Origin of the sequence: Methylobacterium mesophilicum SR1.6/6, assembly GCF_000364445.2 — a bacterium.
GTDB lineage: Bacteria > Pseudomonadota > Alphaproteobacteria > Rhizobiales > Beijerinckiaceae > Methylobacterium > Methylobacterium mesophilicum_A.
In genome coordinates, this window is the sequence record NZ_CP043538.1 from 2,336,042 (window position 1) to 2,362,521 (window position 26,480).

At 68.5% G+C, this 26,480-nt stretch carries 28 protein-coding genes; 10 read left to right on the top strand and 18 right to left on the bottom strand.

Annotated features, from left to right (window positions below):
- The first annotated feature begins 216 nt into the window (after positions 1–216).
- Positions 217–1,110, top strand: coding sequence for an RNA polymerase sigma factor RpoH (gene rpoH, locus MMSR116_RS11170; protein ID WP_010683085.1), 894 nt, complete (start codon positions 217–219; stop codon positions 1,108–1,110).
- 57 nt (positions 1,111–1,167) lie between these two features.
- On the opposite strand, the gene MMSR116_RS11175 is transcribed toward rpoH, so the two are convergent.
- The 9 genes from MMSR116_RS11175 to hemB form a co-directional block, all read right to left on the bottom strand.
- Positions 1,168–2,571 carry a signal transduction histidine kinase gene (locus tag MMSR116_RS11175; protein ID WP_010683084.1) on the bottom strand — a complete coding sequence of 468 codons (1,404 nt, stop codon included), beginning with the start codon at positions 2,569–2,571 and terminating at the stop codon, positions 1,168–1,170.
- Positions 2,572–2,841: 270 nt separating this feature from the next.
- Entirely contained in the window at positions 2,842–4,134 is a 1,293-nt protein-coding gene (locus MMSR116_RS11180) for an adenylosuccinate synthase (RefSeq protein ID WP_039892720.1), read from the bottom strand.
- A 142-nt stretch (positions 4,135–4,276) separates the two neighbouring features.
- Entirely contained in the window at positions 4,277–4,546 is a 270-nt protein-coding gene (locus MMSR116_RS11185) for a hypothetical protein (protein ID WP_010683082.1), read from the bottom strand.
- Positions 4,547–4,825: 279 nt separating this feature from the next.
- Complete coding sequence (locus MMSR116_RS11190) at positions 4,826–5,683, bottom strand: D-amino-acid transaminase (RefSeq protein ID WP_010683081.1); 858 nt, start codon at positions 5,681–5,683, stop codon at positions 4,826–4,828.
- Positions 5,684–5,737: 54 nt separating this feature from the next.
- On the bottom strand, positions 5,738–7,045 hold the full coding sequence (gene purB / locus MMSR116_RS11195) for an adenylosuccinate lyase (protein ID WP_010683080.1): 1,308 nt from the start codon (positions 7,043–7,045) through the stop codon (positions 5,738–5,740).
- A 104-nt stretch (positions 7,046–7,149) separates the two neighbouring features.
- Positions 7,150–7,896: an arginyltransferase gene (locus tag MMSR116_RS11200; protein WP_010683079.1), complete on the bottom strand. Its 747-nt coding sequence runs from the start codon at positions 7,894–7,896 to the stop codon at positions 7,150–7,152.
- Positions 7,897–8,021: 125 nt separating this feature from the next.
- Complete coding sequence (locus MMSR116_RS11205; RefSeq protein WP_010683078.1) at positions 8,022–8,513, bottom strand: RDD family protein; 492 nt, start codon at positions 8,511–8,513, stop codon at positions 8,022–8,024.
- A gap of 87 nt (positions 8,514–8,600) precedes the next feature.
- Positions 8,601–8,969 (bottom strand): hypothetical protein, encoded by a 369-nt coding sequence (locus tag MMSR116_RS11210; protein WP_039892439.1) that lies wholly within the window; start codon positions 8,967–8,969, stop codon positions 8,601–8,603.
- The gene (gene hemB, locus MMSR116_RS11215) at positions 8,966–10,024 is read right to left on the bottom strand and encodes a porphobilinogen synthase (RefSeq protein WP_010683076.1); all 1,059 of its coding nucleotides are present in this window, start codon (positions 10,022–10,024) and stop codon (positions 8,966–8,968) included. The genes MMSR116_RS11210 and hemB overlap by 4 nt, the downstream gene beginning before the upstream one ends.
- A 229-nt stretch (positions 10,025–10,253) precedes the next feature.
- Between hemB and MMSR116_RS11220 the strand changes: the two genes are divergently transcribed.
- Together MMSR116_RS11220 and ldtR are read left to right on the top strand one after the other, a co-directional pair.
- Positions 10,254–10,694, top strand: a complete 441-nt coding sequence (locus MMSR116_RS11220) for a DUF6163 family protein (RefSeq protein WP_010683075.1) — start codon at positions 10,254–10,256, stop codon at positions 10,692–10,694.
- 161 nt (positions 10,695–10,855) lie between these two features.
- Positions 10,856–11,368, top strand: coding sequence for a transcriptional regulator LdtR (gene ldtR / locus MMSR116_RS11225; RefSeq protein ID WP_010683074.1), 513 nt, complete (start codon positions 10,856–10,858; stop codon positions 11,366–11,368).
- A gap of 7 nt (positions 11,369–11,375) precedes the next feature.
- Here ldtR and MMSR116_RS11230 read toward each other — a convergent pair whose 3' ends face one another.
- A complete protein-coding gene (locus MMSR116_RS11230) occupies positions 11,376–11,978 on the bottom strand; it encodes an exopolysaccharide biosynthesis protein (protein WP_432419893.1) in 603 nt (200 codons plus the stop codon).
- Between the two features lie 303 nt (positions 11,979–12,281).
- Here MMSR116_RS11230 and bcsS point away from each other — a divergent pair, with 303 nt between their 5' ends.
- Entirely contained in the window at positions 12,282–12,998 is a 717-nt protein-coding gene (gene bcsS / locus MMSR116_RS11235) for a cellulose biosynthesis protein BcsS (RefSeq protein ID WP_010683072.1), read from the top strand.
- Here the strand turns inward: bcsS and MMSR116_RS11240 are convergent.
- Both MMSR116_RS11240 and MMSR116_RS11245 read right to left on the bottom strand, forming a co-directional pair.
- The gene (locus tag MMSR116_RS11240; RefSeq protein ID WP_010683071.1) at positions 12,965–14,542 is read right to left on the bottom strand and encodes a cryptochrome/photolyase family protein; all 1,578 of its coding nucleotides are present in this window, start codon (positions 14,540–14,542) and stop codon (positions 12,965–12,967) included. The genes bcsS and MMSR116_RS11240 overlap by 34 nt on opposite strands.
- A gap of 4 nt (positions 14,543–14,546) precedes the next feature.
- Positions 14,547–15,281, bottom strand: a complete 735-nt coding sequence (locus tag MMSR116_RS11245) for an SDR family NAD(P)-dependent oxidoreductase (protein ID WP_010683070.1) — start codon at positions 15,279–15,281, stop codon at positions 14,547–14,549.
- A 114-nt stretch (positions 15,282–15,395) separates the two neighbouring features.
- Here MMSR116_RS11245 and MMSR116_RS11250 point away from each other — a divergent pair, with 114 nt between their 5' ends.
- Together MMSR116_RS11250 and MMSR116_RS11255 are read left to right on the top strand one after the other, a co-directional pair.
- Complete coding sequence (locus MMSR116_RS11250) at positions 15,396–16,259, top strand: formyltransferase family protein (protein ID WP_010683069.1); 864 nt, start codon at positions 15,396–15,398, stop codon at positions 16,257–16,259.
- A gap of 71 nt (positions 16,260–16,330) precedes the next feature.
- Positions 16,331–16,672 (top strand): DUF1236 domain-containing protein, encoded by a 342-nt coding sequence (locus MMSR116_RS11255; protein ID WP_010683068.1) that lies wholly within the window; start codon positions 16,331–16,333, stop codon positions 16,670–16,672.
- Between the two features lie 116 nt (positions 16,673–16,788).
- Here the strand turns inward: MMSR116_RS11255 and MMSR116_RS11260 are convergent, their stop codons facing one another.
- From MMSR116_RS11260 to MMSR116_RS11270, 3 genes are all read right to left on the bottom strand, one after another.
- On the bottom strand, positions 16,789–17,064 hold the full coding sequence (locus MMSR116_RS11260) for a hypothetical protein (protein WP_158168850.1): 276 nt from the start codon (positions 17,062–17,064) through the stop codon (positions 16,789–16,791).
- Between the two features lie 283 nt (positions 17,065–17,347).
- Positions 17,348–17,776, bottom strand: a complete 429-nt coding sequence (locus tag MMSR116_RS11265) for a helix-turn-helix domain-containing protein (protein WP_010683066.1) — start codon at positions 17,774–17,776, stop codon at positions 17,348–17,350.
- 715 nt (positions 17,777–18,491) lie between these two features.
- A complete protein-coding gene (locus MMSR116_RS11270; RefSeq protein ID WP_051072128.1) occupies positions 18,492–18,815 on the bottom strand; it encodes a hypothetical protein in 324 nt (107 codons plus the stop codon).
- Positions 18,816–19,176: 361 nt separating this feature from the next.
- Here MMSR116_RS11270 and MMSR116_RS11275 point away from each other — a divergent pair, with 361 nt between their 5' ends.
- The 4 genes from MMSR116_RS11275 to MMSR116_RS11290 all read left to right on the top strand — a co-directional run bounded on the left by MMSR116_RS11275 (position 19,177) and on the right by MMSR116_RS11290 (position 23,548).
- Positions 19,177–19,794 (top strand): glutathione S-transferase family protein, encoded by a 618-nt coding sequence (locus MMSR116_RS11275; RefSeq protein WP_010683064.1) that lies wholly within the window; start codon positions 19,177–19,179, stop codon positions 19,792–19,794.
- A gap of 58 nt (positions 19,795–19,852) precedes the next feature.
- Positions 19,853–21,916: a pyridoxamine 5'-phosphate oxidase family protein gene (locus MMSR116_RS11280; protein WP_010683063.1), complete on the top strand. Its 2,064-nt coding sequence runs from the start codon at positions 19,853–19,855 to the stop codon at positions 21,914–21,916.
- A gap of 105 nt (positions 21,917–22,021) precedes the next feature.
- Positions 22,022–22,912: a LysR family transcriptional regulator gene (locus tag MMSR116_RS11285; RefSeq protein WP_010683062.1), complete on the top strand. Its 891-nt coding sequence runs from the start codon at positions 22,022–22,024 to the stop codon at positions 22,910–22,912.
- A gap of 90 nt (positions 22,913–23,002) precedes the next feature.
- Complete coding sequence (locus tag MMSR116_RS11290) at positions 23,003–23,548, top strand: peptide deformylase (protein ID WP_010683061.1); 546 nt, start codon at positions 23,003–23,005, stop codon at positions 23,546–23,548.
- Here the strand turns inward: MMSR116_RS11290 and MMSR116_RS11295 are convergent.
- From MMSR116_RS11295 to MMSR116_RS11305, 3 genes are read right to left on the bottom strand one after another with little or no spacing between them, the layout of a single operon-like run.
- Positions 23,543–24,316, bottom strand: a complete 774-nt coding sequence (locus tag MMSR116_RS11295) for a GntR family transcriptional regulator (RefSeq protein ID WP_010683060.1) — start codon at positions 24,314–24,316, stop codon at positions 23,543–23,545. The genes MMSR116_RS11290 and MMSR116_RS11295 overlap by 6 nt on opposite strands.
- The gene (locus MMSR116_RS11300) at positions 24,313–25,320 is read right to left on the bottom strand and encodes a Gfo/Idh/MocA family protein (RefSeq protein WP_010683059.1); all 1,008 of its coding nucleotides are present in this window, start codon (positions 25,318–25,320) and stop codon (positions 24,313–24,315) included. Before MMSR116_RS11300 ends, MMSR116_RS11295 begins: the two co-directional genes overlap by 4 nt.
- A complete protein-coding gene (locus MMSR116_RS11305) occupies positions 25,317–26,480 on the bottom strand; it encodes an ABC transporter ATP-binding protein (RefSeq protein WP_010683058.1) in 1,164 nt (387 codons plus the stop codon). The genes MMSR116_RS11300 and MMSR116_RS11305 overlap by 4 nt, the downstream gene beginning before the upstream one ends.

The following is a 26,480-nucleotide window of genomic DNA, read 5'->3' on the forward strand; positions in this document are numbered from 1 at the left end:
AGGTCACCGCGGACCGCGTCACTTCGTGACATGGTACGACCTATTCGGCCGGTGGCGCGTTTATGACGACGTGAGTGTCCTCGATCGCTACCGGCTCAACCGGCTTACCTGTATGACATGGGTGGCCGGCAGGGTCGGCTCAAGAGCGGCCCGAGTGGACGGCACTGTTGCCCGTCGCGTCCGCCCGTCAGGGGGACCTAGGTCCAGGAGAATGCCATGGCCGGTACGCTTCCCGTGCTCGCCAACGAAGGTGGCCTCTCGCGCTACCTCGATGAGATCCGCAAGTTTCCGATGCTGGAACCCACGGAGGAGTTCACCCTCGCGAAGAGCTGGCGCGACGCCGGCGATCGCGAGGCGGCGCATCGCCTCGTGACGTCGCATCTGCGCCTCGTCGCCAAGATCGCCATGGGCTACCGCGGTTACGGACTGCCGATCGGCGAGGTCGTTTCCGAGGGCAACGTCGGACTCATGCAGGCGGTCAAGCGCTTCGATCCCGACAAGGGCTTCCGGCTGGCCACCTATGCCATGTGGTGGATCAAGGCCGCGATCCAGGAGTATATCCTGCGCTCGTGGTCCCTCGTGAAGATGGGCACCACAGCGAATCAGAAGAAGCTGTTCTTCAACCTGCGCAAAGCCAAGGGTCGGATCTCGGCACTCGACGAGGGCGACCTCAAGCCCGATCAGGTGAAGCAGATCGCCACCCGCCTCGGCGTGCCGGAGCAGGACGTCATCGACATGAACCGGCGCCTGTCCGGCGACACGTCGCTCAACGCGCCCCTGCGCGAAGAGGGCGAGGGCGAGTGGCAGGACTGGCTCGTCGACAACGCGCCGAGCCAGGAGACCGTGCTGGCGCGCGAGCAGGAGGGCCGGAATCGCCTCTCCGCCTTGCGGGACGCGCTGAGCGTGCTGAACCCGCGGGAGCGCCGCATCTTCGAGGCTCGCCGCCTGGCGGAAGATCCGATCACCCTCGAAGACCTCTCGGGTGAGTTCGGGGTATCCCGCGAACGCGTCCGGCAGATCGAGGTGCGGGCCTTCGAGAAGGTTCAGGAAGCGGTCAAGCGCAACATCGCCAGCCGCGAGCTGCCCCGGGCCGGAATTGAGGCCCGCTGAACGCGGGACCGGCGCGCATTCGCGCGTCGGCCTGCGGGCGGTCGGTCATGGAGGCGGTCACTGCCACGCGTCGAAGGCGCTCTGCATCACCTGGGCGCCTGCGGAGCCCTTCTCGAAGGTCAGGACCGCCCGGCGGCCGTTCGTGTAGCGCAGGGCCAAGTCGAACCAGTTCCTGTGAAGCAGCAGGTCCGTGTTGCGCTCCACGTCGTTCTGAAGGGACGACAGGCCGATCAGGAACAAGTTGTCGCGGACGCGGACCGGCAGTCCCGAAACCGGCGATCCGCGGGCGTTCTGCTCATCCTTCGCCTGCAGCAACCCGACATCCTGAACGGTGCGGACCGGATCCGTGCCGCCGGTCTGGCTGAAGGCCAGGCTGACCGTATGCGAGGCCGGAAGCGTCGCATCGAGATTGCGCTGGATCGTCATGACCAGCGTGAGCCCCGCCTCAGGAATGGTCACCGTCGCCACCACGGCATTCTGGAGCGGCTGTCCCTGCTCGCCGTTCACCGTGTCTAGGCGCCACGTCACCCGACCCGGGCTGCTCGTCGGCTGCCCGCCATCGGCCCCGGCCGTCTCCTCGATCAGCTCGGCGCGCTGGGCGACCGCTATGCTCGGATCGGACGGCGCGGCGGCGGCTCTCGGGGGCGCGCTGCCCTCTGGGCGCGGTGCGGCTTTCGGAGCCGGCGCCGCATCGCCGCCGACGCGGTCTCCGAACTTGGTCTCCCCCTCAGGCTGCTGCGTGTCGGCGGTCTCGGTTCCGGTCGAGGGCAGGATCTGCGGCCGGTCACGGAGGAGGAACGCCGCCACCGCGATCAGGCCGATCACCACCGCCAGCATGCTGCCGACAAAGACGTTGCGCAGCATGCGCGAACGGCCGGTGCGCGGCGGCACCACCTCGATGCGCGGCCGCTGCCGCCCGTTGCCGGCCTCCGTCGAACCGGCGAGGTCGGTATCGTCGGGAGCCGGCATGGCGCCGGGCGCCTCCGGCTCAACGGGTGGCGCGGCCGGAACAGGGCCGGGACGGCGGGGCGCGATGGGTATCGTCGCCTCGCGGGGTTCCGGCTCCGGCCCCGGGCGCGCATCGACGGCTGGCTCGGACTTCGGGTCAGGCGTGCGCGGCGGCTCGAAAGGCGATTTGGCCGCCGGCAGGACCGGCTCGGGCGGTGACGGCTCGGGGATTTCGGCGGCCGGGCTGACTGGCGGCTTGGGCGGCTCAGCGCCGTTCGCGGCGTCGTTGGCGGGTGCGGGCAGGCCACCGTAATCCACCTCGAGGCGCTCGATGGCCGCATCGAGGGCACGCCGCTCAAGGTCGATATCGGCTTCGGAAAGCGGCGGATCGAGCGAGCGGAGCTGGCCGATCAGGGCATTGCGCGCGCGGTCGTAAACCGCCTTGCGCAAGGCAGGCGTGCGATCGGGCAGCGCATCGAGCGCGCGTGCCAGAAGAGGGTAGTAATCGGCCATCGTGCCCTGGTCCGCCCCTTCGACCGCCGTCCGGCCTGACCGGTCGGCGGCCGGAGACCGAGGGCTGCGTTCGCCCGGTCGGGTCGGTCACAGCCATCGGCCGATGATGTCATTGGTCCACCGTCCGGAGCCGTAGCCTTCCGGTGATCGTCCTGATGACGGCGCATGGGCGAGCCCGGCCGCATCCCCCTTCTAGATCAAGCTTGTGCGGGCTGGATATGGGCGGATGGGTCAAGACGATGTGTCGTCAACGGGATAGAGCGCGCGGCGTCAATCCTCGAAGGGGTTGTGCATGAGGATGGTGTCGTCGCGCTCCGGTGAGGTCGACAACAGCGCCACCGGTGCGCCGATCAACTCCTCGATCCGGCGGACGTACTTGATCGCCTGCGCCGGCAGATCGGCCCAGGAGCGCGCGCCCGCGGTCGTCTCGGACCAGCCGGGGATCACCTCGTAGATCGGCTCGACCCGAGCCTGGGCGGCCTGGCTCGCCGGCAGGTGGTCGATGGTCTCGCCGTCCAGCTTGTAGCCGGTGCAGACGCGGATCTCTTCGAAGCCGTCGAGGATGTCGAGCTTGGTGAGCGCGATGCCGTGGATGCCGGAGGTTCGCACCGTCTGGCGCACAAGCACGGCGTCGAACCAGCCGCAGCGGCGCTTGCGGCCGGTATTGACGCCGAATTCGCGTCCGCGGCTGCCGATGGTCTCGCCGATCTCGTCGAACAGCTCCGTAGGGAACGGCCCCTCACCCACCCGGGTGGTGTAGGCCTTGGCGATGCCCAGCACGTAGCCGATCGCCCCCGGGCCGAGGCCGGATCCCGTCGCGGCCTGCGCCGCCACGATGTTGGAGGAGGTGACGAAGGGATAGGTGCCGTGATCGACGTCGAGGAGCGCGCCCTGCGCGCCCTCGAACAGGATCCGCTTTCCGGCCCTGCGCTCCTCGTCGAGCAGCGCCCAGACGGTGTCGGCGAAGGGCAGGATCTTCGGGGCGATGGCCTTGAGTTCGGCGAGCAGCGCCTCGGCGTTCACCTCGTCGATCCCGAGGCCGCGCCGCAGGGCGTTGTGGTGGGTGAGCACCCGCTCGATCTTGGCGGGCAGCGCGTCAGGGTCGGCGAGGTCGACGACGCGGATCGCCCGGCGACCGACCTTGTCCTCGTAGGCCGGGCCGATGCCCCGCTTGGTGGTGCCGATCTTGAGGCCGGCATTGGCGGTCTCGCGGAAATGATCGAGCTCGCGGTGGAGCGGCAGGATCAGCGTGGCGTTGTCGGCGATCCGCAGGGATTCGGGCGAGACGTCGACGCCCTGCGCCTTGATGCGCTCGATCTCGTCGACGAGGTGCCACGGGTCGACCACGACGCCGTTGCCGATCACCGACAGCTTGCCGCCGCGCACGACGCCCGAGGGCAGAAGCGCGAGCTTGTAGGTCTTTCCATCGATGACGAGCGTGTGACCGGCATTGTGTCCGCCCTGGAAGCGGACGACGATGTCGGCCTGCTCGGAGAGCCAGTCGACGATCTTGCCCTTGCCCTCGTCGCCCCACTGGGCGCCCACAACGACGACGTTGGCCATGCCTGCCTGCTTACCCGCGACGGAAACCGGGACGCCGACGCCCACGGGTGCAGGCGGCGTACGTCGTGAGCCGTTTCCGCGATCCGGGCAGCGAAATCAAGCAATCCGCCCGCATTGCCGCCCTTCGGCCGGCGCGAGGCGGCTATTTCGCCTCGGTGCCGGGCGCCCGGCCGGGTAGTTCCTGCGGCTTGATCACCGGCATGGAGCCGGACTGATCCGGTTTCACCACGGTGCCGGTCGTGCCGGAGTCCGGCGGCTTGATGACCCCGTCGTTCTGCTGGAGCTTGTCGCTCAGCGACTGGTCCTTCGGCGAAGCCTGCGTCGAAGGCGGCGTCTTGTCGGAGGTCTGGGCACAGGCGGGCACCGCCAGCGCGGTTGCCGCGAGCGCGGCGAGCAGAAGTTTAGTCGGCACGACGGGCCTCCCCCGGTTCGGGACACGAATTCGGGAGGGAACAGCCGGCGATCGGATCCGTTCCTGCGCCGGTCCGGTTCGAAAGCGCGGGCAAAGGTTGCAAAGGCTGCCGCTCTCGCGGCGAATCGTGCGCTGGATCCCCGGTCGCCGTCCGCTGACGCTGCACGCGCCCGGGAAAAGGTTCAGCTTCCTTTTGCACCGCCCTTTTCCCGCACAGCAGCAGTGAAGCGGCACGGATCTCCCGCAAGCCGGAAACCGCTCAGACGCCTGCAGGATTCCTCAACCCCGGCGCGCCGCCTCGACATACAATTCGCGCATGCGCCGGGTGATCGGACCCGGTCGGCCCTCGCCGATCCTGCGCCCGTCGATCTCCACCACCGGCATCACGAAGGCCGAGGCGCTCGTGTAGAACGCCTCCTGCGCCGCGTAGGCTTCATCGACCGGTATCAGGCGCTCCTCGATTCGCAGGTCCGATTCCTGGGCGAGGCGCAGCACCGAGGCCCGGGTGATGCCCGGCAGCAATGCGGTCGAGAGCGGCCGGGTCACCAGCACGCGGTCGCGGCTGACGATGAACGCCGTGGAGGACGAGCCCTCCGTCACCGCCCCGTCCTCGACCATCCAGGCCTCGGCGACGCCGGCCTCGGCCGCCTGCTGCTTGGCGAGCACCTGGGCGAGGAGCGCCACCGACTTGATGTCCCGGCGCTTCCAGCGCAGGTCCTCGACGGTGATCACGCGGGCGCCGGTCTCAGCCAGAGGATTGGCCAACACGGTCTTGGCCTGCGTGAACATCATGACCGTGGGAGCGACGTCGCCTTTCGGGAAGGCGAAGTCGCGCTCGGCGACGCCGCGGGTCACCTGCATGTAGACGAGCCCCTCGGTCACGCCATTGCGGGCAACGAGTTCGGTCTGGAGGCGCTCCCAGCCAACCGCATCGTGCGGATTGCGGATGCCGATCTCGCCGAGCGACCGGTCGAGGCGCGCGAGGTGGGCGGCGTTGTCGACGAGCTTGCCGTCGAGGATCGCCGAGACCTCGTAGATCCCATCCGCGAACAGGAATCCGCGGTCCATGATCGGCACGCGCGCCTCCTCGTAGGGGAGGAATTCGCCGTTGAGGTAGACGATGCGGGAAGCGGTCACGGATTGCCTTCCTGTGTTCATCGCGGGCCCAAGCAGGAATCGTGCGGCGAGGGTTCAGGCCGCGCCGAAGACCCGCGCGAAGATCGTATCCACGTGCTTGAAGTGGTAGCCGAGATCGAAGCACTCCTCGATCTGCTCCGGTGACAGCGCTGCGGTCACCTCGGGGTCGGCCTTGAGCAACGCCAGGAAGTCCCCCTCCCCGCGCCAGACCGGCATCGCGTTGCGCTGGACCAGACGGTACGAATCCTCGCGCGAGACGCCCGCCTGGGTCAGTGCCAGGAGCACCCGCTGCGAGTGGACGAGGCCGCCGAGCCGGTCGAGATTCTTCTGCATGTTGGCCGGGTAGACCAGCAGCTTCTCGATGACGCCGGTCATGCGGGCCAGCGCGAAATCGAGGGTCACGGTGGCGTCGGGCCCGATCATCCGTTCCACGGACGAGTGCGAGATGTCGCGCTCGTGCCAGAGTGCGACGTTCTCAAGCGCCGGCGTGACGTAGCCGCGGACCATGCGGGCGAGGCCCGTGATGTTCTCGGTAAGCACCGGGTTGCGCTTGTGCGGCATGGCCGAAGAGCCCTTCTGGCCCTCGGAGAAGAACTCCTCCGCCTCCAGCACCTCGGTGCGCTGAAGGTGGCGGATCTCGATGGCCAGCCGCTCCAGGGATGAGGCGACGACGCCCAGGGTCGCGAAGAACATCGCGTGCCGGTCGCGCGGGATGACCTGCGTGGAGACCGGCTCGGGCGTCAGGCCCATCTGCTCGGCGACGTACTGCTCGACGCGCGGGTCGATGTTGGCGAAGGTGCCGACAGCCCCCGAGATCGCGCAGGTGGCGATCTCTTCCCGCGCGGCGACCAGGCGGCCGCGGTTGCGCTCGAACTCGGCGTAGGCCTGGGCGAGCTTCAGCCCGAAGGTCACCGGCTCGGCATGGATCCCGTGCGAGCGCCCGATCGTGGGCGTGAGCTTGTGCTCGAAGGCCCGATTCTTCAGGGCGCCGAGCAGCGCGTCGACGTCTGCGATCAGGATGTCGGCGGCACGGACGAGCTGCACGTTGAGGCAGGTGTCGAGGACGTCCGACGAGGTCATGCCCTGGTGGACGAAGCGTGCCTCGGGGCCGACGATCTCGGCGAGGTGCGTGAGGAAGGCGATGACGTCGTGCTTGGTCACCGCCTCGATCGCGTCGATGCGGGCGACATCGAAGACCGCATTCTTGCCCTTGGCCCAGACCGTCTCGGCGGCCGCTTTCGGCACCACGCCGATCTCGGCCAGCGCCGTGGTGGCGTGCGCCTCGATCTCGAACCAGATCCGGAACCGGCTCTCGGGCGACCAGATCGCCGTCATCGCGGGGCGGCTGTAGCGGGGGATCATCGGGGCCTCGGCACGGGCTGAACTGCGTGCGAGGCCGGTAGCATGCGTCGACCCGGCGGCTCAATGCGCAACGGCCATGCCCGTGCGACAGGGTGTACCCCGCCTCAGTCGGCCCGCACCCAGCCCTGGCCCATGAGCCGTTCCTGCGGCCGGAAGCGGGACTTGTAATCCATCTTGCGCGAGCCCTCGACCCAGTAGCCGAGATACAGGTACGGCAGCCCGAGCTGCCGGGCCCGGCGGATGTGGTCGAGGATCATGAAGGTCCCCGGGGAGCGGCCGGCCTCGACCGGATCGTAGAACGAGTAGACCATCGATAGACCGTCCGCGAGGACATCCGTCAGGCAGAAGGCCAATGGCGGACCGGCGCCGCGCCCGGTGATCGCCGAGTCCGGCCCGTGCCGCCGATAGGACACGAGGTGCGTATCCACGTGGCTGTCCTCGACCATCATGGCGTAGTCGAGCACCGTCATGTCGACCATGCCACCATCGCCGTGACGGGCGTCCAGGTAGCGGCGGAAGAGCGCGTACTGCTCGGAGGCTGGCCGGTTCGGCTCCGGCGTCCCGATCCAGTCCTCGTTGCGCGCCAGGATGCGGCGCTGACTGGCGCTCGGCACGAACTCGTCAACGACGACGCGCACGGAGACGCAGGCGCGGCACGTCTCGCAGGCGGGGCGATACGCGATGGTCTGCGATCGGCGGAAGCCGCCCTGCGTCAGGATCTCGTTGAGGTCGCGGGCCCGGCGCCCGACCAGATGGGTGAAGACCTTCCGCTCCTCCTGGCCCGGAAGGTAGGGGCACGGCGAGGGCGCGGTGAGGTAGAATTGCGGCGTATCGCGGGGATGGCTGGTCACGCGTTTGTTTGACCCTGGGCCGGCTCAATCCTTTCGGCCGCGGCATGCCAGTGTACAGGCGGCGCGCCCGGGCTCAATGCCCCGGCGTCGCCCCGCGCGCGATTTTCAACGCGTGACTGAACGCCTCAGCGGGCATGCACGACCGCGAGGCCGAGCAGCAGGTCGTGTCCGAGCCGCCGGTCCGACCGCATGATGCCGAAGGCGATGTCGACGCACCAGAGCAGGAAGGTCGAGATCGCGACGTAGAACAGCAGCGCGTGGACGGCCGCCGTGATGATGTCGACCCGCGCGCCACTCTCGGGCGCGACGGTGCGCAAGCCCATCAGCCGCTGGCCGATCGTGCTCTGCCGCGGGCCGCCCACCGTGATGGCGCTGTAGATGATGCCGCTCGCGGGCAGGATCGCGAACAAGGTCCAGCCGAGCCCGAACGTCACGACGCCCACCACCGTGATCATCAGCGTCAGCAGCACGGTGAAGCCGAAGATGAACAGGATGTCGAGGAGGTAGGCGACCGTACGGCCGCCGAGGCTCGCGCGCACGAACGGGACCGGCAGCGCGGACGCGTAGCCGGGCATGTCGAAGCGCTGCTGCGCGTAACCGGGTTGGGTGTTCTGCATGGTGTCGCGTCCTGCAAGCGAGGCTGCGGTCGCAGAGGTGGGGGCCGTCGGCGGCGCTCGCAAGGGGATGCCGGCCCGCCGGGGTCTTCAGTGCCGGGCGGGATCGGCGGCGGCGGCGTCCGGCGTGTCGAGATAGAAACGCTTGAGCATGTACAGCGAGGGCCCCGACAGGTTGGAACCCTCGGCGGCGAGGGCGACGAGCGTCGCCCCGGCATCGAAGCGACAGGTCAGCCAGCGCTGCCTATCCCCCTCGGCGTAGTCGACCCGCACCGTGTTGGCCGCCGGACCTGGCGCCGCCCGCAGGAGGCGGACATCCGCCTGCGGCGCCACGGCCGGGAGGGCGCGACGGCAGGTGGCGACCCGCTCCCGCCGCAGCGTGTCCTGGCAAGCGCCGAGACCTCCCAGGAACCCCGCCGTCACCGCCGCCGCCAGGAGCCAGCGGTGGATTGGCCTCACGGCTGTCTGCGCAGACGCTCGGCGACCCGGGGAGCATGGTAGGTCAGGACGCCGTCGGCCCCGGCGCGCTTGAAGGCGAGCAGGGCCTCGACCATGGCGCGGTCGCCGTCGAGCCAGCCGTTGCGGGCGGCGGCCTCGATCATCGCGTACTCGCCGGAGACCTGATAGGCGAAGGTCGGCACTTGGAACTCGTCCCGCACGCGGCGGATGATGTCGAGATAGGGCAGTCCCGGCTTCACCATCACCGAGTCGGCGCCCTCGTCGAGGTCGAGGCGGACCTCGCGCAGCGCCTCGGCCGAGTTGCCCGGATCCATCTGGTAGGTCCGCTTGTCGCCGACGAGGGCCGCCTTGGTGCCGATCGCGTCCCGGAAAGGTCCGTAGAACGCGCTGGCGTACTTCGCCGCGTAGGCCATGATCTGCACGTCGAGGAAACCGGCCTTGTCGAGGCCGGCACGGATCGCACCGACGCGTCCGTCCATCATGTCGGAGGGCGCGATGATGTCGGTCCCGGCCTCCGCCTGGATCAGGCTCTGCTCGACGAGGACCGCCACCGTCTCGTCGTTGAGGATCGCGCCGTCCCTCATCAGGCCGTCGTGGCCGTGGCTGGTGTAGGGGTCCAGCGCCACGTCGGTCATGATCCCGACCTCGGGCACCGCCCGCTTCACGGCGCGCACCGCGCGGCAGACGAGGTTGTTGGCGTTGAGCGCCTCCGACCCGGTCGGATCGCGCAGGGCGACCTCGGTGAAGGGGAAGAACGCCACGGCCGGGATGCCCAGCCGCGCCGCGCGCTCCGCATCGCGCACGATCTCGTCCACCGAGAGCCGCTCGACGCCCGGCATGGAGGTGATCGGCTCCCTGCGGCCCTCGCCCTCGATCACGAACATCGGCCAGATCAGGTCGTCCACCGTGAGCGTGTGCTCGCGGACCAGCCGGCGCGACCACTCGGCCTTGCGGTTGCGGCGCGGGCGCTGAGTGATCTTCAGGCCCTCGACGCGGGCGCCCTCGCGGGCGGCCTCCCGGGCGATGGGGCGCGGCTCTGGCAAGGTGTCTGACATGCGGGTTCGCTACCGTTCGCGCGGCGGTCGCCGCGGATCGCGCGGCGCCGGGCGCCGGAGCTCTCCAACTAGCACACCGGGCGGGCGCGGCGAAACCCGACCGTTGACGTGACGGGGCGGAACCGCTTCAAACCGGCGCGACCCTGGGGCCCGGATCGGGATCCCGGCTTCTGCCTGTGACCTGGATCGTCCTTCCCATGAGCGCGACTTAGTGCCCGGCTACCTTCCGATGCGGCGCAAGGGCCCGCGGCCCGGCGAGATCCCATCCGACCGGATCGAGCGCGTCCAGGGCCCGGCTCCCGGCACCTGGGACACGGTGCTCATCTGGTTCATGCGGCTCACCGCCCTGGTGTGGCTGCTGAAGAGCGTCCTGGCCTGGGCGACCATCCTCGACGTGCTGCCGGGATCCCGGCCGTTCGAGGTCGAACCGTTCGGCCGGCAAGCGGCGATCGTGTACTTCGCCGTCATCGACGCGGCGGCCGCCATCGGGCTGTGGCTGACCAGCGCGTGGGGCGGCGTGATCTGGCTGCTGGCCGTGACTTCCGCGCTGACGCTCGCGGTCCTCACACCACAACTCCTGCCGATGCCGGTACCGCTCCTCGTATTCGGGATCTGCGTCGTCGCGCTGTACTTCCTGCTGTCCTGGTTGGCAGCGCAGGAAGCACGGTGAACGAACTCTTCTCATCTTCGCTTCAGTTTGTCTTTACCGCGAAGAGTAAATCGCGAATTCATCCTGTCGCTTAAATCGCCTTTCATTCCCGAGCCGTAGCTTCACCAACATCAGCCGCCCCGCATTGTACGGAGACGGCAGCATCGGATGGCGAGGCAGAGATGAAGACCCAGAGCGCCCGAACCGCGAACGTCGAGACCCTCGAAGAGGCCTCAGCCGCAAAAGGCTCCTACCTCGAAGCGCTCCACTTGGTGGAGCGTCTGCACCGCAGGCTCCTCGACGTGATCAAGGACGAGTTCGAGCGGCGCGGCCGCGAGGACGTCAACAGCGTGCAGGCGCTCCTGCTCTACAACATCGGCGACAAGGAGCTCACCGCGAGCGAGCTGCGGACCAAGGGCTACTACCTCGGCTCGAACGTCTCCTACAACGTCAAGAAACTCGTCGAGGCCGGGTACCTGCATCACGCCCGCTCGAAGACGGACCGCCGCTCGGTGCGAATCAGCCTGACCGACAAGGGCCGCCAGGTGCACGAGATCATCCAGGGCCTCTACGACAAGCATGCCCGGACGATCGCGCCGATCGGCGGCATCTCGGACGACGATTTCGGTCGGCTCAATCAGGCCCTGGGCCGCCTCGAGCGCTTCTGGACCGACCAGATCCGCTACCGCCTCTGAACGCCGCTCAGAGGTTCAAGAGCCCCGCGATCCCGGCGATCACCGCATAGGCGAAGCCGGCGTTGATGGCGACGCCGAACAGGCCGATCACGAGTCCGCCGATCACCACGAGCCCGTCCCGCTCGACGAGTCCGAGACCCACGAGACAGACCGCAAGCCCGAGCGGAATCTGGCCCACGATCGGCGCGGCCACGATCAGCGCCAGAGAGAGGGCCAGGAGGGCGATTCCCATCCCGCGCATGCCGAGCGCGGTTTCGAACACGCTGACACGGGGGCGCGACCAGCGCTCCAGCCGCCGCAGGATCGGCACCGCGCGGGTCACGGCCCGGCGGACATCCGTCAGGGCGATGGAACGGCCGAGCAGCATCCGCGGCAGCCACGGCGCCGACATCCCGGCCGCAATCTGGATCGCGACGAGCAGCAGCAGCAGGCCGCAGATGAGCGGGATCGGCGGCGGCATCGGCAGGCAGTTCGGCAAGCCGAGCAGCACGACGAGCAGCGCGAAGGCACGATCCCGCAGGACCGCGACGATGTCCCCCACGGTGAGGCGATCACCCTCCTGGCTCGCCAGCACCGTGAGGACGTCCGACGTTCGTGCACCGGAGGTCAAGGATCCGCCAACCTTCGCTGTCCTGCCGGGGGCTCTAAACGAGAACATCTGGCACGCCAAGCACGGCAGGCTTGCGACAGCGCGCTGCGGCCACCGCGAGACCGTCGAAGCACCTGAGGTTACGATCAAAATCCCAAGATAATCTCAAGTAAAAATACCCTCCGATCCGGTCAGGTACGCCACGCCACGCTACGATCCGTGAAACCGGAAGATTTTTCTGGTTAGCAATGAATTAAAACACGCTGATTGCCCGGATAAAATCTGCGATCCTGCCTTCCACGCAGAGGCGGAGTCGCGCATCTCTTGGCAAGCCGTCCCCAGATCTGGAGATTTGCGACCTTCATCGCGATCGAGGCTATCGCCTGCGCATCCGTCAACGAAGCCGTCTCTGCTGGGGAGGTCGATGCCCTGCTGTTCGGCAGCCTCGACGCCGGCGCGGCCCAGTACCTGACCCTTGGGGCCAAACTGGGTCTCGACTCGCTGGATCGCGACGGCTTCGTCGCCCTGGCGAGTGTCGGCGGGGGGCGACGCGTCGAGCGTGTCACCGAAGGTCCGCGCCAACGCTATACGGCGGGCTCGGCCGCCGTCTTCGGGTATCAATGGTTCTTCGACTGGGGCGTGATCGCCGCCTATGCGGGTCCCGAGGTCACAGCCGACATGCTGGTCGGCGTGAAAGGCTTCATACCTTCATCGCCTTACGCCGGCCTGCGCCTGCAGGGCGAGATCTGGGTGCGTCCCAGTGAGGCGACGCTTGTCCAGGGGAGCGCCGTGGCAGGATCGGCGCGCGACAGCCTATGGGTTCGGGTGGCCTGGGGTTACCGGCTCTGGGGGGCCTATCTCGGTCCCGAGGTGGGCGCTTATGGCGACGCTACCGGCTACCGGAAGTGGGCCCTCGGACTCCACGGCACCGACTTCGACGTCAGCCGCTTCAGCGCCCGCCTATCCGTGGGTTTGCAGACGGAGAGCGGCCGGCGCACGGCCGCCCCCTACGTGTCGCTCTCCGCCTGGACGCCCTGGTGAGCCCACTGTCCCGCGAGCGAGTCCAGGAACGTGGCAGCGTCGCTGCGGATCTCCGCCCGCCGCGTGTCGCCCATGCCGCGCAGGGTCCGGTAAGGCATGGCCATCCGCTGGTTGCCCACGAGCCGATCCTCATTCTCGATGAGGAAGTTCCAGTAGAGATAGTTGAACGGGCAGGCGTCGGGCCCCGACTTGAGCTTCACGTCATAGGCACACCCGGCGCAGTAATCGGACATCCGGTCGATGTAGGCGCCCGACGCCGCGTAGGGCTTCGAGCCCATCACGCCGCCGTCGGCCCACAGCACCATGCCGTGCACGTTGGGCAGTTCCACCCACTCGTAGGCGTCGGCGAAAACGATCAGGTACCATTCCTCGACCTGCGCCGGATACAGTCCCGCGATCAGCGCGAAATTTCCGGTCACCATCAGGCGCTGGATGTGGTGCGCGTAGGCATGGGCGCGGGTATCCGCCACGACCTGCGCGATGCAGTTGAGCGCGGTCTCGCCCGACCAGTAGAACCACGGCAGGTCGCGCCCGGCCTCGAGGGCGTTGGTCTCCCGATAATCCGGCATCCGCGCCCAGTAGACGCCACGGACATATTCCCGCCAGCCGAGGATCTGCCGGATGAACCCTTCGGCGCAGTTGAGCGGCGCCGCGCCCTCGCGATAGGCACGCTCGGCGGCCCGGCAGACCTCCTCCGCCGTGAGGAGCCCGGCATTGAGCGCCGGCGACAGGAGCGCGTGATACAGGAACGGCGCGCCGGTCTTCATCGCGTCCTGGAAGTCGCCGAATGTCGGGAGGCAGTGGTCGATGAAGTGCCGGAGGGCCGCGAGGGCATCGGTCCGGGTGACCGGCCAGGAGAATCCGGCGAGATCGCCGAAATGCCCGTCGAACTCCTCATTCACCAGGGCGATGACCTCCCGGGTCAGGGCGTCCGGCTGGAAGCCGATCCGATCGGGCGGCCGGTGCCCCTTGGGCAGGCGCTTCCGGTTCTCGGCATCGAAGTTCCAGCGGCCGCCCTCAGGCTCGCCGGCCTCCATCAGGAGGCCCGTGCGGCGGCGCATGCCGCGGTAGAAGGTTTCCATCCGGAGATGATGGCGGTCTGCGGCCCAGCGTGAGAATTCCTCCCGGGGGCAGAGGAAGCGGTTGTCCGAGCGAATCTCCACGGTCGCCGACAAGGTCTCGCGCCAGTCCTGCATCATCTGCCAGACCCGCCACTCGCCGGGTTCCGTGACCACCACCCGGTCGGGTCGATACCGCGCGACCGCCCGCTCCAGCTCGCCGGTGAAGCTATGCGTGTTGTCCGGATCCGTCAGACGGACATACGCGACCGTGATCCCCTCGCCGTCCAGTTCGGCCGCGAAGTGCCGCATGGCGGCGAACAGGAATGCGATCTTCTGCTTGTGGTGACGGACGTAGGTCGCCTCGTTCCGGACCTCGACCATCAGCACGATGTCGTGCTCGGGATCGATATCGCCCAAGCTGGAGATCCGCCGGGTGAGCTGGTCACCGAGGATGAAGCGCAGCACCCGCCGTTTCGCCGGCATCGCGTCAGCCCTTCGTGCGCAGGGATGAACGGCCGCCATCAACGCCGATCACCTGGCCGGTGATCCAGGCCGCCTCGTCGGAGATTAAGAAGGCCGCGAGCGCGCCGACATCCTCCGGCCGTCCGAGCCTCTGGAGGGCGTGCATGGCGGCGATGCCCTGAACCAGCGTCTCGTTGCCGGTGATCGCGGCGGCGAGCGGCGTGCGGGTCAGCGAGGGCGCCGCCACGTTGACCCGAACATGCGGGGCGAGTTCGGCGGCAAGCGATAGGGCGAGACCCTCGATGGCCCCCTTGGCCATCGCCACCGAGGCGTGGGCGGCGAAGCCCTGCGCCACCGCGACGGTGGAGAACAGCACGACCCCGGCGCCGGCCGCGCCGGCACCGGCCTTGAGCGCGCTCGCGGCGGCCTGCACGGCCATGAAGGCCCCCAGCGCGTTGATCCGGAAGTCGCTCTCGACGTCCCCCGGCGTCAGGCGGCCCAGCGGGCGCAGGTTGATCGTGCCGACCGCGTAGACGAGCCCGGCGAGTTCCGACCCCGCTGCCTCGGTCGCCATCGGGAAAAGATCGGCCTCCGTGACGTCGCCGGCGCTGAACGTGGTCTCGCCCAGCTCTTCGGCGGCCCGGGCGAGACGCCCGGCATCCCTCGCGACAAGGTGCAGGGCATAGCCCCGGCTCCGCAGCGCCCGCGCGGTCGCGAGGCCGATGCCGCCGGTCCCACCGTAGATGATCACCCGTCGCACGTGGAACGTCCCCCGCCGCTACCCTTTCGCACCCGATCAAGGTAAGGCCGGTGGCGCCGGCGGGCAGGCGGCAGGCCCCTGCCCTCCACGTCCACAAGGTCGCAGGCGGCAAGCATGAAGTTCGCGTTCGCCGGAATCGATTTCCTGGGCGGCGTCTTCGAGGGACTGCTGGATGCCGGCTGGACGCCGGTGAAGCTGTTCACCCGGCCTTGCGACGGGATCTACGACCACAACGAGGTCATCGTCGCCCGGGCACGCGCACTCCGGTTGCCGATCCAGCTATCGCGGATGCGCGAGCGCGACATCGAGGCGCTTCAGGCGGAGCACGGCAAGGACTGGGCCTTGGTGGTGGCAGGCTACCCCTGGCTGATCCGGGGCTGGCGCGGACGGGCTGCCTACGGCCTCAACATCCACCCCTCGCCGCTCCCGATCGGGCGCGGCCCCTACCCGCTGTTCCGTGCCGTGCTGGACCGCTACGAGACCTGGGGGGTCAGCGCCCATGTCCTCGCTGACGGATTCGATACGGGGCACCTTCTGGCCCAGGACATGTTCGCGCTGAGCCCGCAGGAGGACCACGAGACGCTCCTGGCGAAGTGCCAGATGGCGGCGAGACGCCTCGCTGCGGGACCGCTCGGGCGGGATCTACCCAGCCGATGGCGGCGGGCCGAGCCGCAGGGCGACGGGTCATACTGGCCGCGCGCCAGCGATGCCGATCGGACCCTGGACTTTCGGCAGGAGGTCGACACCATCCTGAGGCGTGTGCGGGCCTTCGGGACCGTCGAGACCATCGCACGACTCGGCGACGCCCGGGTGTTCGTGTCGGAGGCCAATGGTTGGCGGGAGCGTCACCAGCACAGTCCCGGCGCCGTCGTGCATCGCCATCGCCGGCACGTCGTGATCGCCGCCATGGACGGATATGTTCAGATCACGCGCTGGTCGCCCGTCGCTCTGACGGAGGTGGGGCAGATCGGGCGCTGATCGAAGCGGATCCGGGAACCGATCCGGGCGCGGCGGTGTTTCCGGCGGCCTTGGACGTCCTGGAGCCCGACATGTCGAAACGCGCAAGTCTCGCCGCAGCCCTCGGGTTCGCCGCGCTGTTCACCGGCTCCGCCCTGGCGCAAGCCGTCATCGTGGAACCCGACGATTTCGGTCCCGACGACGACGTCGTGGTGCGCGACTATATCGTACGCCGTCCGGTCGGACCCGGGCCGATCGTCGGATCGATCCCACTGCGCCCCGGCAGCATCGTGCCGGCCGACGTGGCGCTGGCCCCCTTCACAGAAGCGCCCAACCCGCGCCTGCGCCGCTTTGGCTACTTCGTGGCACCCGGCGACAAGATCGTGGTTGTCGACCCTGCGACGAGAGCTGTCGTGCGAATCCTGGACCGGTAGTGCCCTGAAGCGCGTCGGTGGCGGTCCCGAGACGCGGCCGCGCCTCGACGCTGACGGCGTTACGAACCCAGACCCGGTGATGGCGTGATCATACCTGGCGGTGCGCGTGTGTTCCGTCAGTTCCGGTGCTGCCGCCCGGCGAGCGAGCGGACGTAATCGACGCAAGCGCGCCGATCCTGACGGTCAGTGACGCGGTCGAAGGCTGCCAGCAGGTCGAGCGTCTCGTGCAGGGGACTGTCGCCTGCGCGCCGATCTGAGAGCGTCGCCACGTCTGTTCCGAGGGCGTCGGCGATGCGTTGCAGGATTTTACGGGCCCCATCTCGATTTTCGGTCATCCGCGCGCTCCGGACCGTATAGGTTCGGACATAGGCACGCGACCGCTCAAAGGGCACGAAACGAACTTCCGGACCTGCAAGAGGTATGTGAACGGACACCACCCGGTGTCCCACCATCCGGCGCTCACAACTTTTGCGAGCACCTGTGCGAGAATGTTTCACTAGGCGTTCGGTTGCAGCGCGGTGTCAACCCATCATTTGATAAACTGCGGTTGCCTGCGCATTCCGACTGACTGCCCGCGAATGCGGCCTGCCCGAAGCCGATCCTTATGATGCGGCACGGGAGACGCGTTCCGATGATAGGGGGACGACCCGCGACCGACCTACGGCGCGTCGAGGTTCAGGCCAGGGAACGGTTCGCGGGCGCCGGATCGGGGCTGCCGTTCCGAAGCGTCGCTGCCATCTTGACGATGGACAGGACGCTGGCCCGGGTCGTCTCGTCGGCGATGCTGGTGAACGCCATGACGAGTTCCATGACCTGCGGGTCCTCGAAGAACGTGCGCGTCCCCGTCTCCTCGGAGTCCGACCCCGCCTGCCCGACGAAGAACGTCTCCACCGGCACGTGGAGCACGTCGGCGATCGCCTGCAGCCGGCCGACCCCGATCCGGTTGCGGCCTTTCTCGTACTTCTGGACCTGCTGGAAGCTGACGCCCAGCGCCTGACCCAGCGCGGACTGGCTGAGACCCTGAGCCTTGCGCAGCGCGGCGACCAGGCCGCCAATCGTGCGGTCGGCCTCGGTGGTGAGCTTCGGGCTATTAGTCGTCGTCATGTCGGGTGAGGCTTCCTGCAAGAAGGCTCGTCTCGCGGTCGAGAAAGGCCACGCTCAATAACATGCGATTGTGCTGTGCACCACACAACAATCCTAAGATGCGCCAGCAAGGTAGCTTAAGTATCCTCTACCCACAATCCGTCCGTGCCTGTCGGTCTCCGATCCGCCATTTCGTAGGCTCACCGCAGGCACGACCGACGCCGGGCTTCTCCCAGATCTGTCAGCCCATCGGCAGGCCGGCTGCGGAGTTGGTGATTTCCAACCAGAACGAGGCTCCGGGCGCATGTGCACCATTCGGGTAAAGGAACGGTATGTCCGGGCCGCGTCCGGGCGCGGCGAAGATCCGTCGCACGCGTACGCTCAGGGCTGAATCGTTGCAGACGTGGCTGACCGGCAGGCCGACGCGGGACGGGGGTCTCCCACTCAGCGGCATCGCTGCGAGCAGGTATTGGTGCTGTCCAACCGATGTTTCCAAGTGGTCGGGTAATCGATCGGGATAGAGATGTCGAGTATATGAATCATCACGCCCGGATTCAGGTGCCTCGGAATTTCAAAGACAACCGCGCAGGAAGTTCTTCGGTTTGAGCACCTCGATGTTCAAGAGAGCAACAGGCCGTGAAGGCAATTTCAAGTCGAAACGTCGTCGTTATTAGGCGACCCTACCTCCAAAATTCCGCTCGACAGTAATGTGCGCGCGGTCTCCCTGACGTTTGGCCTAGGCCTGATCGGCTGCCGCCTCTGCGAGGCGCAAAATGCGCTGACGCGTCTCAGGGTCGCCGATACGTCGAAAGGCCTCGAGCAAGGCGATGCCTTCGTTCTCGCGTTCGGCGCTCTCTGACGCATCAGGCGCCGACGACCGAGCCGACGGGCGCGCGTTCGGCAAGTCGTAGAGCGCGGCCTCCGGGACTTGCAGCACCTTCGCGATGCGGCTCACGAGACGCCTTGCCGATGAGCGGGCCGGCGCGGTTTCGCTGCCCGGAAATTCGTCCTCCGGCCGAGCAGCGTCCAACTCGATCGGGGGCGGAGACTTCGACATCATGGAACCCCCGTTCGGACGCGCGTGATCGCCTCCCGCGAGAGCGAACTTCGCTCGCGTCCTAATTGATCGCGCGCCACACGCCAGGGTTGCAATTACTTAGACCCACTCAACTCAAGTAGCATGGCCACGCGCGCGGCGCGCCTCCGAAATGCCGGGTCGTGCCGCGGACGCACAGAGCTGACCGCTCATGGCGCCTTTGAAAGGGTGATCGGCCTGCAACGACGCGGTCCGGCACGGACGATTATTCCGCCGTCGACAACAATGAACTGTCGAGAAGGAGCATTCCACCGCTTGTCCGGCAAGGTCACTCTATGACGGCGGTTCGGGACGGATCACGGCCGGCGCGTCAGGGAGCACGATCATGAAACTCTATCACCATCCGCTGTCGGGCCACGCCCACCGGGCCCGGCTGTTCCTGTCGCTGCTTGGCGTGCCGCACGACGCGATCGAGGTCGATCTAAAGGCCGGCGCTCATAAGCGTCCGGAATTCCTGGCGCTCAATCCGTTCGGCCAAGTTCCGGTGCTCGACGACGACGGCACTGTCGTCTCCGACTCGAACGCGATCCTCGTCTACGTCGCCCGCAAGCTCGGCAGAACCGATTGGCTGCCGGAGGATGCGGCCGACGCGGCGGCCGTGCAGCGCTGGCTCTCCGTCGCGGCCGGCGAACTGGCCTACGGTCCGGCTGCCGCGCGACTCGTTACGGTGTTCGACGCCGATTTCCGGCCCGCGGAGGTGATCGGCCGGGCGCATACGCTGCTGGGCCGCCTGGAGAGCCATCTCGCCGGCCGTCACTGGCTGGTGGCCGAGCGGCCCACCGTCGCGGACGTCGCGCTCTACAGCTATCTGGCGCGGGCGCCCGAGGGCAACGTCGACCTCTCGCCCTACCCCAACGTGAAGGCCTTCCTTCGTCGGATCGAAGGTCTGCCGGGCTTCGTGCCCTTCGCGCAGACGCCCGCCGGGCTCACGGCAGCCGCGTGACCGAGCGAGTCCGGGTCTGCCGAACGGCCGGCCCGACCGAGCAGGATGGGAGAGCATCATGAGCGAAGGTCTGACGCTGTCGAAGCTCCCGACGTGGCACCCGGGCGAGACGGCCATCCAGGAGCAGGTCGGCGTGTCCGCGCGGATGGCGGAGGTCGGCCGGCGCGTGGTTCGGGATTACATGCCCGACCAGCATCGGGCATTCTATGAGCAGATCTCCTTCATCGTGGCCGGCAGCGTCGATCCTCAGGGCGATCCCTGGGCGACGCTGATCGCCGGCACGCCGGGCTTCATCCGCGCGCCGACCTCCAGGGAACTGGATATCGCAGTCCAGCCCGATCCGGGTGACCCGGCGCGCGCGGGGATGGCCGACGGCGATGCGCTCGGGCTTCTGGGCATCGAGCTGCACACGCGCCGCCGCAACCGCGTCAACGGCCTCATCCGCGCGTCGGACGGCGGCAACCTCCACGTCGCGGTCGATCAGAGCTTCGGCAACTGTCCGCAATACATCCAGCTGCGCGATTTCGCCTTCGTCCGCGAGCCGCATTTGCCCTGTGCGGGATCCGTCGAAGAGAGCGTCGGCCTCGACGGGGCGGCACGAGCCATGATCGAGGCCGCCGACACGTTCTTCGTCGCCTCCTACGCCGAGCGCGACGATCGGCGCCAAGTCGACGTCTCCCATCGGGGCGGAAAGACCGGCTTCGTGCGCGTCGCCGCCGACGGGACGCTCACGGTCCCGGATTTCGCCGGCAACCTCTTCTTCGCCACGCTGGGCAACATCCTGTCGAACGGCCGAGCGGGTCTGGTCTTCGCCGATTTCGGCACAGGCGACCTGCTTCAAATGACGGGTGACGCGCAGGTCATCCTGTCCTCGCCTGAGATCGCTGCCTTCCAGGGGGCCGAGCGACTCTGGACGTTCAAGCCGCGCCGGGTGGTGCGGCGGCGGGACGCGCTGCCGGTGCGCTGGACTTTCCGGGCGGATGGCTGGTCGCCCAACGCCCTGATGACCGGCGACTGGCAGCAGGCAGCCGAACGCGTGCGCGCCGCCGACCTTGCCACGCAATGGCGTCCGCTCCGGGTGACCAGGATCGTGGATGAGAGCCGATCCATTCGATCCCTCTACCTCCAGCCGGCGGATGGTTCCGGTCTTATCCCGCACCGCGCCGGGCAGCATCTGCCGATCCGCGTCACGCTGCCGGGGTCCGATGCGCCGGTCATCCGGACCTACACCCTGTCGGTCGCGCCGTCCGACGCCGTGTACCGGATCAGCATCAGGCGCGACGGCGTGGTGTCCGGTCATCTGCACGACGGGGTCCGGGTCGGCGACGTGATCGAAGCGCGGGCGCCGGCCGGTGCCTTCACCATCGACGCGCGAACGGCGCGTCCGGCCGTCCTGCTCGCCGGAGGAGTCGGCATCACACCGCTGCTCGCGATGCTGCGCCACATCGTCTACGAGGGCCTCCGGACCCGGCGCGTCAGGCCGACAATCCTGATCCAGGCCGCCCGCACCGGGAAGGACATGGCCTTCCGAGATGAATTGGCTGAACGTGCGGCGGCCGCCGGCGGCGCCGTCCGGATCGTGCGCGTGCTGAGTCGACCGGGCGATGCCGTAGAGGGCGTCGACTACGACACCGCCGGACACGTCGACATGGCGCTGCTCGCGCGCATCTTGCCCTTCGGCGATTACGACTTCTATCTCTGCGGGCCGCCGACCTTCTCGCAGGCGCTCTACGAGGGCCTGCGCGGGCTCAACATCGCGGAGGACCGGATTCACGCGGAGGCGTTCGGCCCCGCCTCCCTCGTGCGCCGGGTGGAAGCTGCCAAGACGGCACCGAAGCGACCTCCCGCGTCGGAGGAGCCGATTCCGGTCGCGTTTCTGAAGTCATCGAAGGAGGCGCGCTGGACACCGGACGCCGGAACGCTGCTGGAACTCGCCGAGGCCCGCGGCCTCAGCCCGGAATTCAGCTGCCGGACCGGCAGCTGCGGGACGTGCAGGACGAAGCTTTCGGCCGGGGCGGTTGCCTACGTGCGAGAGCCCACGGCGCCGGTCGGACCGGACGACGTGCTGATCTGCAGCGCCGTTCCGGCCAAGGGCTCCGGACCTGTCCATCTCGACCTCTGACGTCCGGCATTCCGGGGAGCGAAGTGAGCTAGCCCTTTGACCCGCAGCCCGACAGAGACATGACGGCGTCATCTTCGAACAGCAGACGCCGACAGGAGCGCGATCATGGACCGCTGGCAGGCCATGCGGATCTTCGCGAAGGTGGCCCAGACGGCGAGTTTCGCCGAGGCTGCGCGCCTGATGCACATGAGTCCGCCGGCCGTGACGCGCGCGGTGGCGGCGCTCGAGGACGCTATTGGCGCACGGCTGTTCGTTCGAACCACACGGTCCGTGAAGCTCACCGAGGCGGGCGGGCGCTATTACGAGGATTGCCGGCGTATCCTCACCGATATCGCCGAGGCCGAGGCCGCGGCCGCCGGTTCCTACACCACGCCGTCCGGAACGCTCTCCGTAACAGCGCCACTTCTGTTCGGCCGCATCCACGTGCTGCCGATCGTGATCGACTATCTGGACGCCTACCCGACCATGACGGCGCGGACGCTCTTCGTTGATCGTCAGGTCAACATCGTGGAGGAAGGCATCGATGTCGCCGTCCGCATCGGCCATCTCTCGGATTCCGGCTTCACCGCCGTACGGGTCGGCGCCGTGCGGCGCGTCATCTGCGGCGCGCCCGCCTATCTCGATCGGCTCGGAACTCCCAAACGGCCGGCGGACCTGAAGGATCACCGCATCGCGGTCTCGACCGGCGCCTTCGCGTCGTCGGAGTGGCGCTTCGCGGATGACGAGCGCGTCGCCATCCGCCCTGCCCTGCAGAGCAACACCAACGAGGCCGGCATCGCGGCCGCGCGCGCCGGCTGGGGCCTCACACGGGTCCTGCATTACCAGATCGGGTCCGATCTGCTCGACGACCGCCTCCGCATCGTGCTCGCCGACTTCGAGGAGCCGCCGCTGCCCATTCACGTGGTGTATCCGGAGGGACGGCGGGCACCCGCGAAGGTCAGGACCTTCGTCGACCTCGCCGTTGCGCGGCTTCGTGCGAGCTCTCTGCTCAACTGACCGGAGAAGCAGGAAGCGCGGCATCGCTTCGGCCTCGGACTGCGATAAGAGTGGCGGAATCCCGCCTCACCGCCGTTGGACTGACCGACCATGCCGGCCCGCCCCCTCGTTCTCTATCCCGATCCCGGTCTGTCTCGCCCCGCCGATCCCGTTGAGACGTTCGGGGCAGGCCTGAAGGCGCTCGTCGAGGATGTGTCGGACACGCTCCGTGCCGCGAGCGCCATCGGTCTTACGGCCCCGCATATCGGCGTTCCGGCCCGTGTCGTGGTGATCCGGATGTCCCCTGAGGAGCGCCCGCACTGTTACGTCAACCCGATGCTCCTCTGGACGTCCGCCGGTACGGCCACGCACGAAGAGGGCAGCGTCAGCATGCCGGGCATGCGTGAACGGATCACGCGCCCCGCCGCCGTGAGGTTCGGCTACAGCGACCTCGACGGATCCGTCCACGAGGCTGAGGCGGACGGATTTCTGGCTGCGGTCGTCCAGCACGAGATCGATCAGCTCGACGGCATCTTCTGGATCGACCGCCTGTCCCGCCTGAAGCGCGAGCGACTGCTGAAGCGGTTCAGCAAGGTGCGACCGAGTATGGAACGGTCATTCGAAGCCGGAGGAGAACGGCTCAAAACCGGATCATGAGGTTTGGGTCACCATCGATGACTGCTTCCGCGCGGGCGCAGTCGAGGACGCCCCACGCGACGGGGGCGTCGATGACCGGGCGCGCCCGCACGCGTCGTCAGCGATGCGCGCAAGGTAATCGACCTTGCTCGCCTGCATGTGTTCGACGCAGAGCTGCGCGAGCGCCCAGCGGTCGCGCCCGCCAAGAAGGTCGATCATGGTCCGATGATGATCGATGGAGACGCGAAGACCCTCGGCATCCGCCAGGTTCTTGGCGCGCATCGCCAGGGTCAGGCCCATGTAGTCGATGAGCGTCCGCACGAGGTACGGGTTCCCGCACGCCTCGAACAGGGCGACGTGGAAGGCGTCGTTCGCCTCGTGAATGCCGCGCAGGTCGCGCTTCTCCACCGTGTCGCGGTAGGCGTGCTGGAGCGCTTCCAGCTGGGCGATCAGCGCGGGCTCGGCCGGCAGCGCGATCATCAGCATCGCCTGCCGCGTCAGCATCTCCCGGACCTCGTAGATCTGCCGCACCTCCGCGGCGGAGTAGGAACGGACCGTCGCGCCGATGTTCCGCTCCCGCCGTACGACGCCCCGACGCTCCATCTCGACCAGAGCCTGTCGGATGAAGTGGCGAGACGTCCCGAAGCGGGCCATCAGGGCGTCCTCGGTCAGGCGGGCGCCGGGGGCCAGCCGCCCGAAGATGATGTCCTCCTCCAGACGCGCCAGGATGACGCCGATGCCCTCGCGCCGGAGAAGCGGTACGGGATCTCCTGTCCCATCGCCGGTCATCGCGCCTCCGCCCGGCCCGCGAGCCGGTAGCAATCCTCCACGAGCCGCAGCGTCTCGAGATTGTCGGCCGGTGCCGTCTCGAACGGCGCGCCGTCGTCCAGGCGATCGATGAAGTGGGCGATCGCGGCCGCATAGGAGTCGGTGTAGGCGGCGGCGAGGTCGAAGGTCCGCGTCCGCGGTTCCCGCCCCGTCATCGACAGTTCGGCTCCCTGAAGGCGGATCGCGCCGTCCCGGCCCAGGATCTCGAGGCGATCGAGGGACGCGGGCGGAGCGCCATGAGCCGCGAAGGTCGCGAACACCTGCACGGCGACCCCATCGGGGCCGGCAAGCTGGATCAGCGCCGTGTCCTCGCCGGCGAGGTCCGAACAAGTGCGGCTGGTCGCGCAGGCGACGACCCGCAGCGGCCCGAGCAGAAGGCGCAGCGTGTCGAGGTGGTGGATCAGGACCTCGGCGACGAGCATCCGGGCTTCGTCGCGCATGAACGGCTGACGCTCCAGGGCGGGAAACAGGCCCGCCTCATCCGGAAGGGTACCGCTCGTCACGAGTTCCAGCCGCGCCGCGAAGGGCTGCCCGATGCAGCCCGCGCGCAGCCACGCCGCGGCCTCCCGGTAGTAGGCGCGGAACCGCCAGTTCTCGTGCACCATCAGGCGCGCCCGGCCCTCCACCGCGGCGACCAGCGCCCGCGCCTCCGCGAGGGTCGGGGCCAGGGGCTTCTGGCACAGGATCGGCAGACCGCGCTCGGCCGCCAATCGGACGAGCTCGGCATGCACCGCCCGGGGCGCCGCGACATCGATCGCGTCGAGCCCGCCCGCGTCGAGCATCGCGCCCGCGTCCGCGTAGGTGTTCGGGATGTCGAACGCCTGGGCTCGATCCATGCGCCGCTCGGCCGACGGGTCGGCGATCGCGACGACCACGGCGCGCCCCCTCAGGGTAGCCCAGCCCGCCAGATGATGCTGCGCGACCCATCCGGCCCCGATCAGGCCGATCCGCCGGACGGCGCTCACGGCATCGCTCCGGCAGACGCCGGCCCGCCCGCCGGCACGGTGCCGGCGGGCATGACCTGCGCGGGAATGGCCGCGGTGGTCCGCGCGTCGAACAGGAAGGCGGCGTCGGGCCGGAAGAACAGGTCGACGACCGCGCCCACGTCGGCCCGCGTGTCCCGCGGCAGGCGCGCCGTGCATTCGGCTCCGCCCTCCGTCTCCACGGCGAGGAGCGTCTCCGCGCCGAGCGGTTCGACGGCGAAGACCCGTCCGCGGATGCGGCCCGCCTCCGCGCTTCCGGTGGCGGCGGCCACGAGGTGCAGGTCCTCCGCCCGGACGCCGAGGACGACCTCCTGGCCGGCGAGCGGAGCCAGCGCGGCCGGCGTCCAGCGCGTGAGCGCGGTGTCGATCGCGGGTGTGCGGATCCGGTCCCCGGCGGGCAGCGGCACGGTGAACAGGTTCATGGGCGGCGAACCGAGGAAGCGGGCCACGAAGGTGTCGGCCGGGTTCCAGTAGACGTCGAGCGGCCTGCCGACCTGGGCGACGCGCCCGCCGTTCATGACGCAGATCCGCGTCCCCATGGTCATCGCTTCGACCTGGTCGTGGGTCACGTAGATCATCGTGGAGGCGAGCCGGTGATGCTGCTTGATCAGCTCGTTGCGCGTGTTGACGCGCAGCGCCGCGTCGAGGTTCGACAGAGGCTCGTCGAACAGGAACACCATCGGCTCGCGCACCATCGCGCGCCCCAGGGCGACGCGCTGGCGCTGCCCGCCCGACAGGGCCTGGGGCTTGCGGTCGAGGTAGGGCACGAGCCCCAGCATCGCCGCGGTCTCGCCGACCCGCCGCTTGATCTCGGCGGGTGCCGTGCTGCGGCGCTTCAGGCCGAAGGCGAGATTCTCGGCGACCGTCATGTGCGGGTAGAGGGCGTAGGACTGGAACACCATCGCGATGTCGCGGTCCTTGGCGGGCACGTCGTTCATCGTCCGCCCGTTGATCGAGAGCGTGCCGGACGAGATGGTCTCAAGGCCCGCGATCATGCGCAGGGTCGTGGACTTGCCGCAGCCGGACGGGCCGAGCAGCACCATGAACTCGCCGTCCCCGATCGTGACGTCGACGTTGTCGACCACGACAGGCCCGCCGGAGCCGTAGCGCTTGCAGATCTTCGAGAGCTGAACGACGGCCAT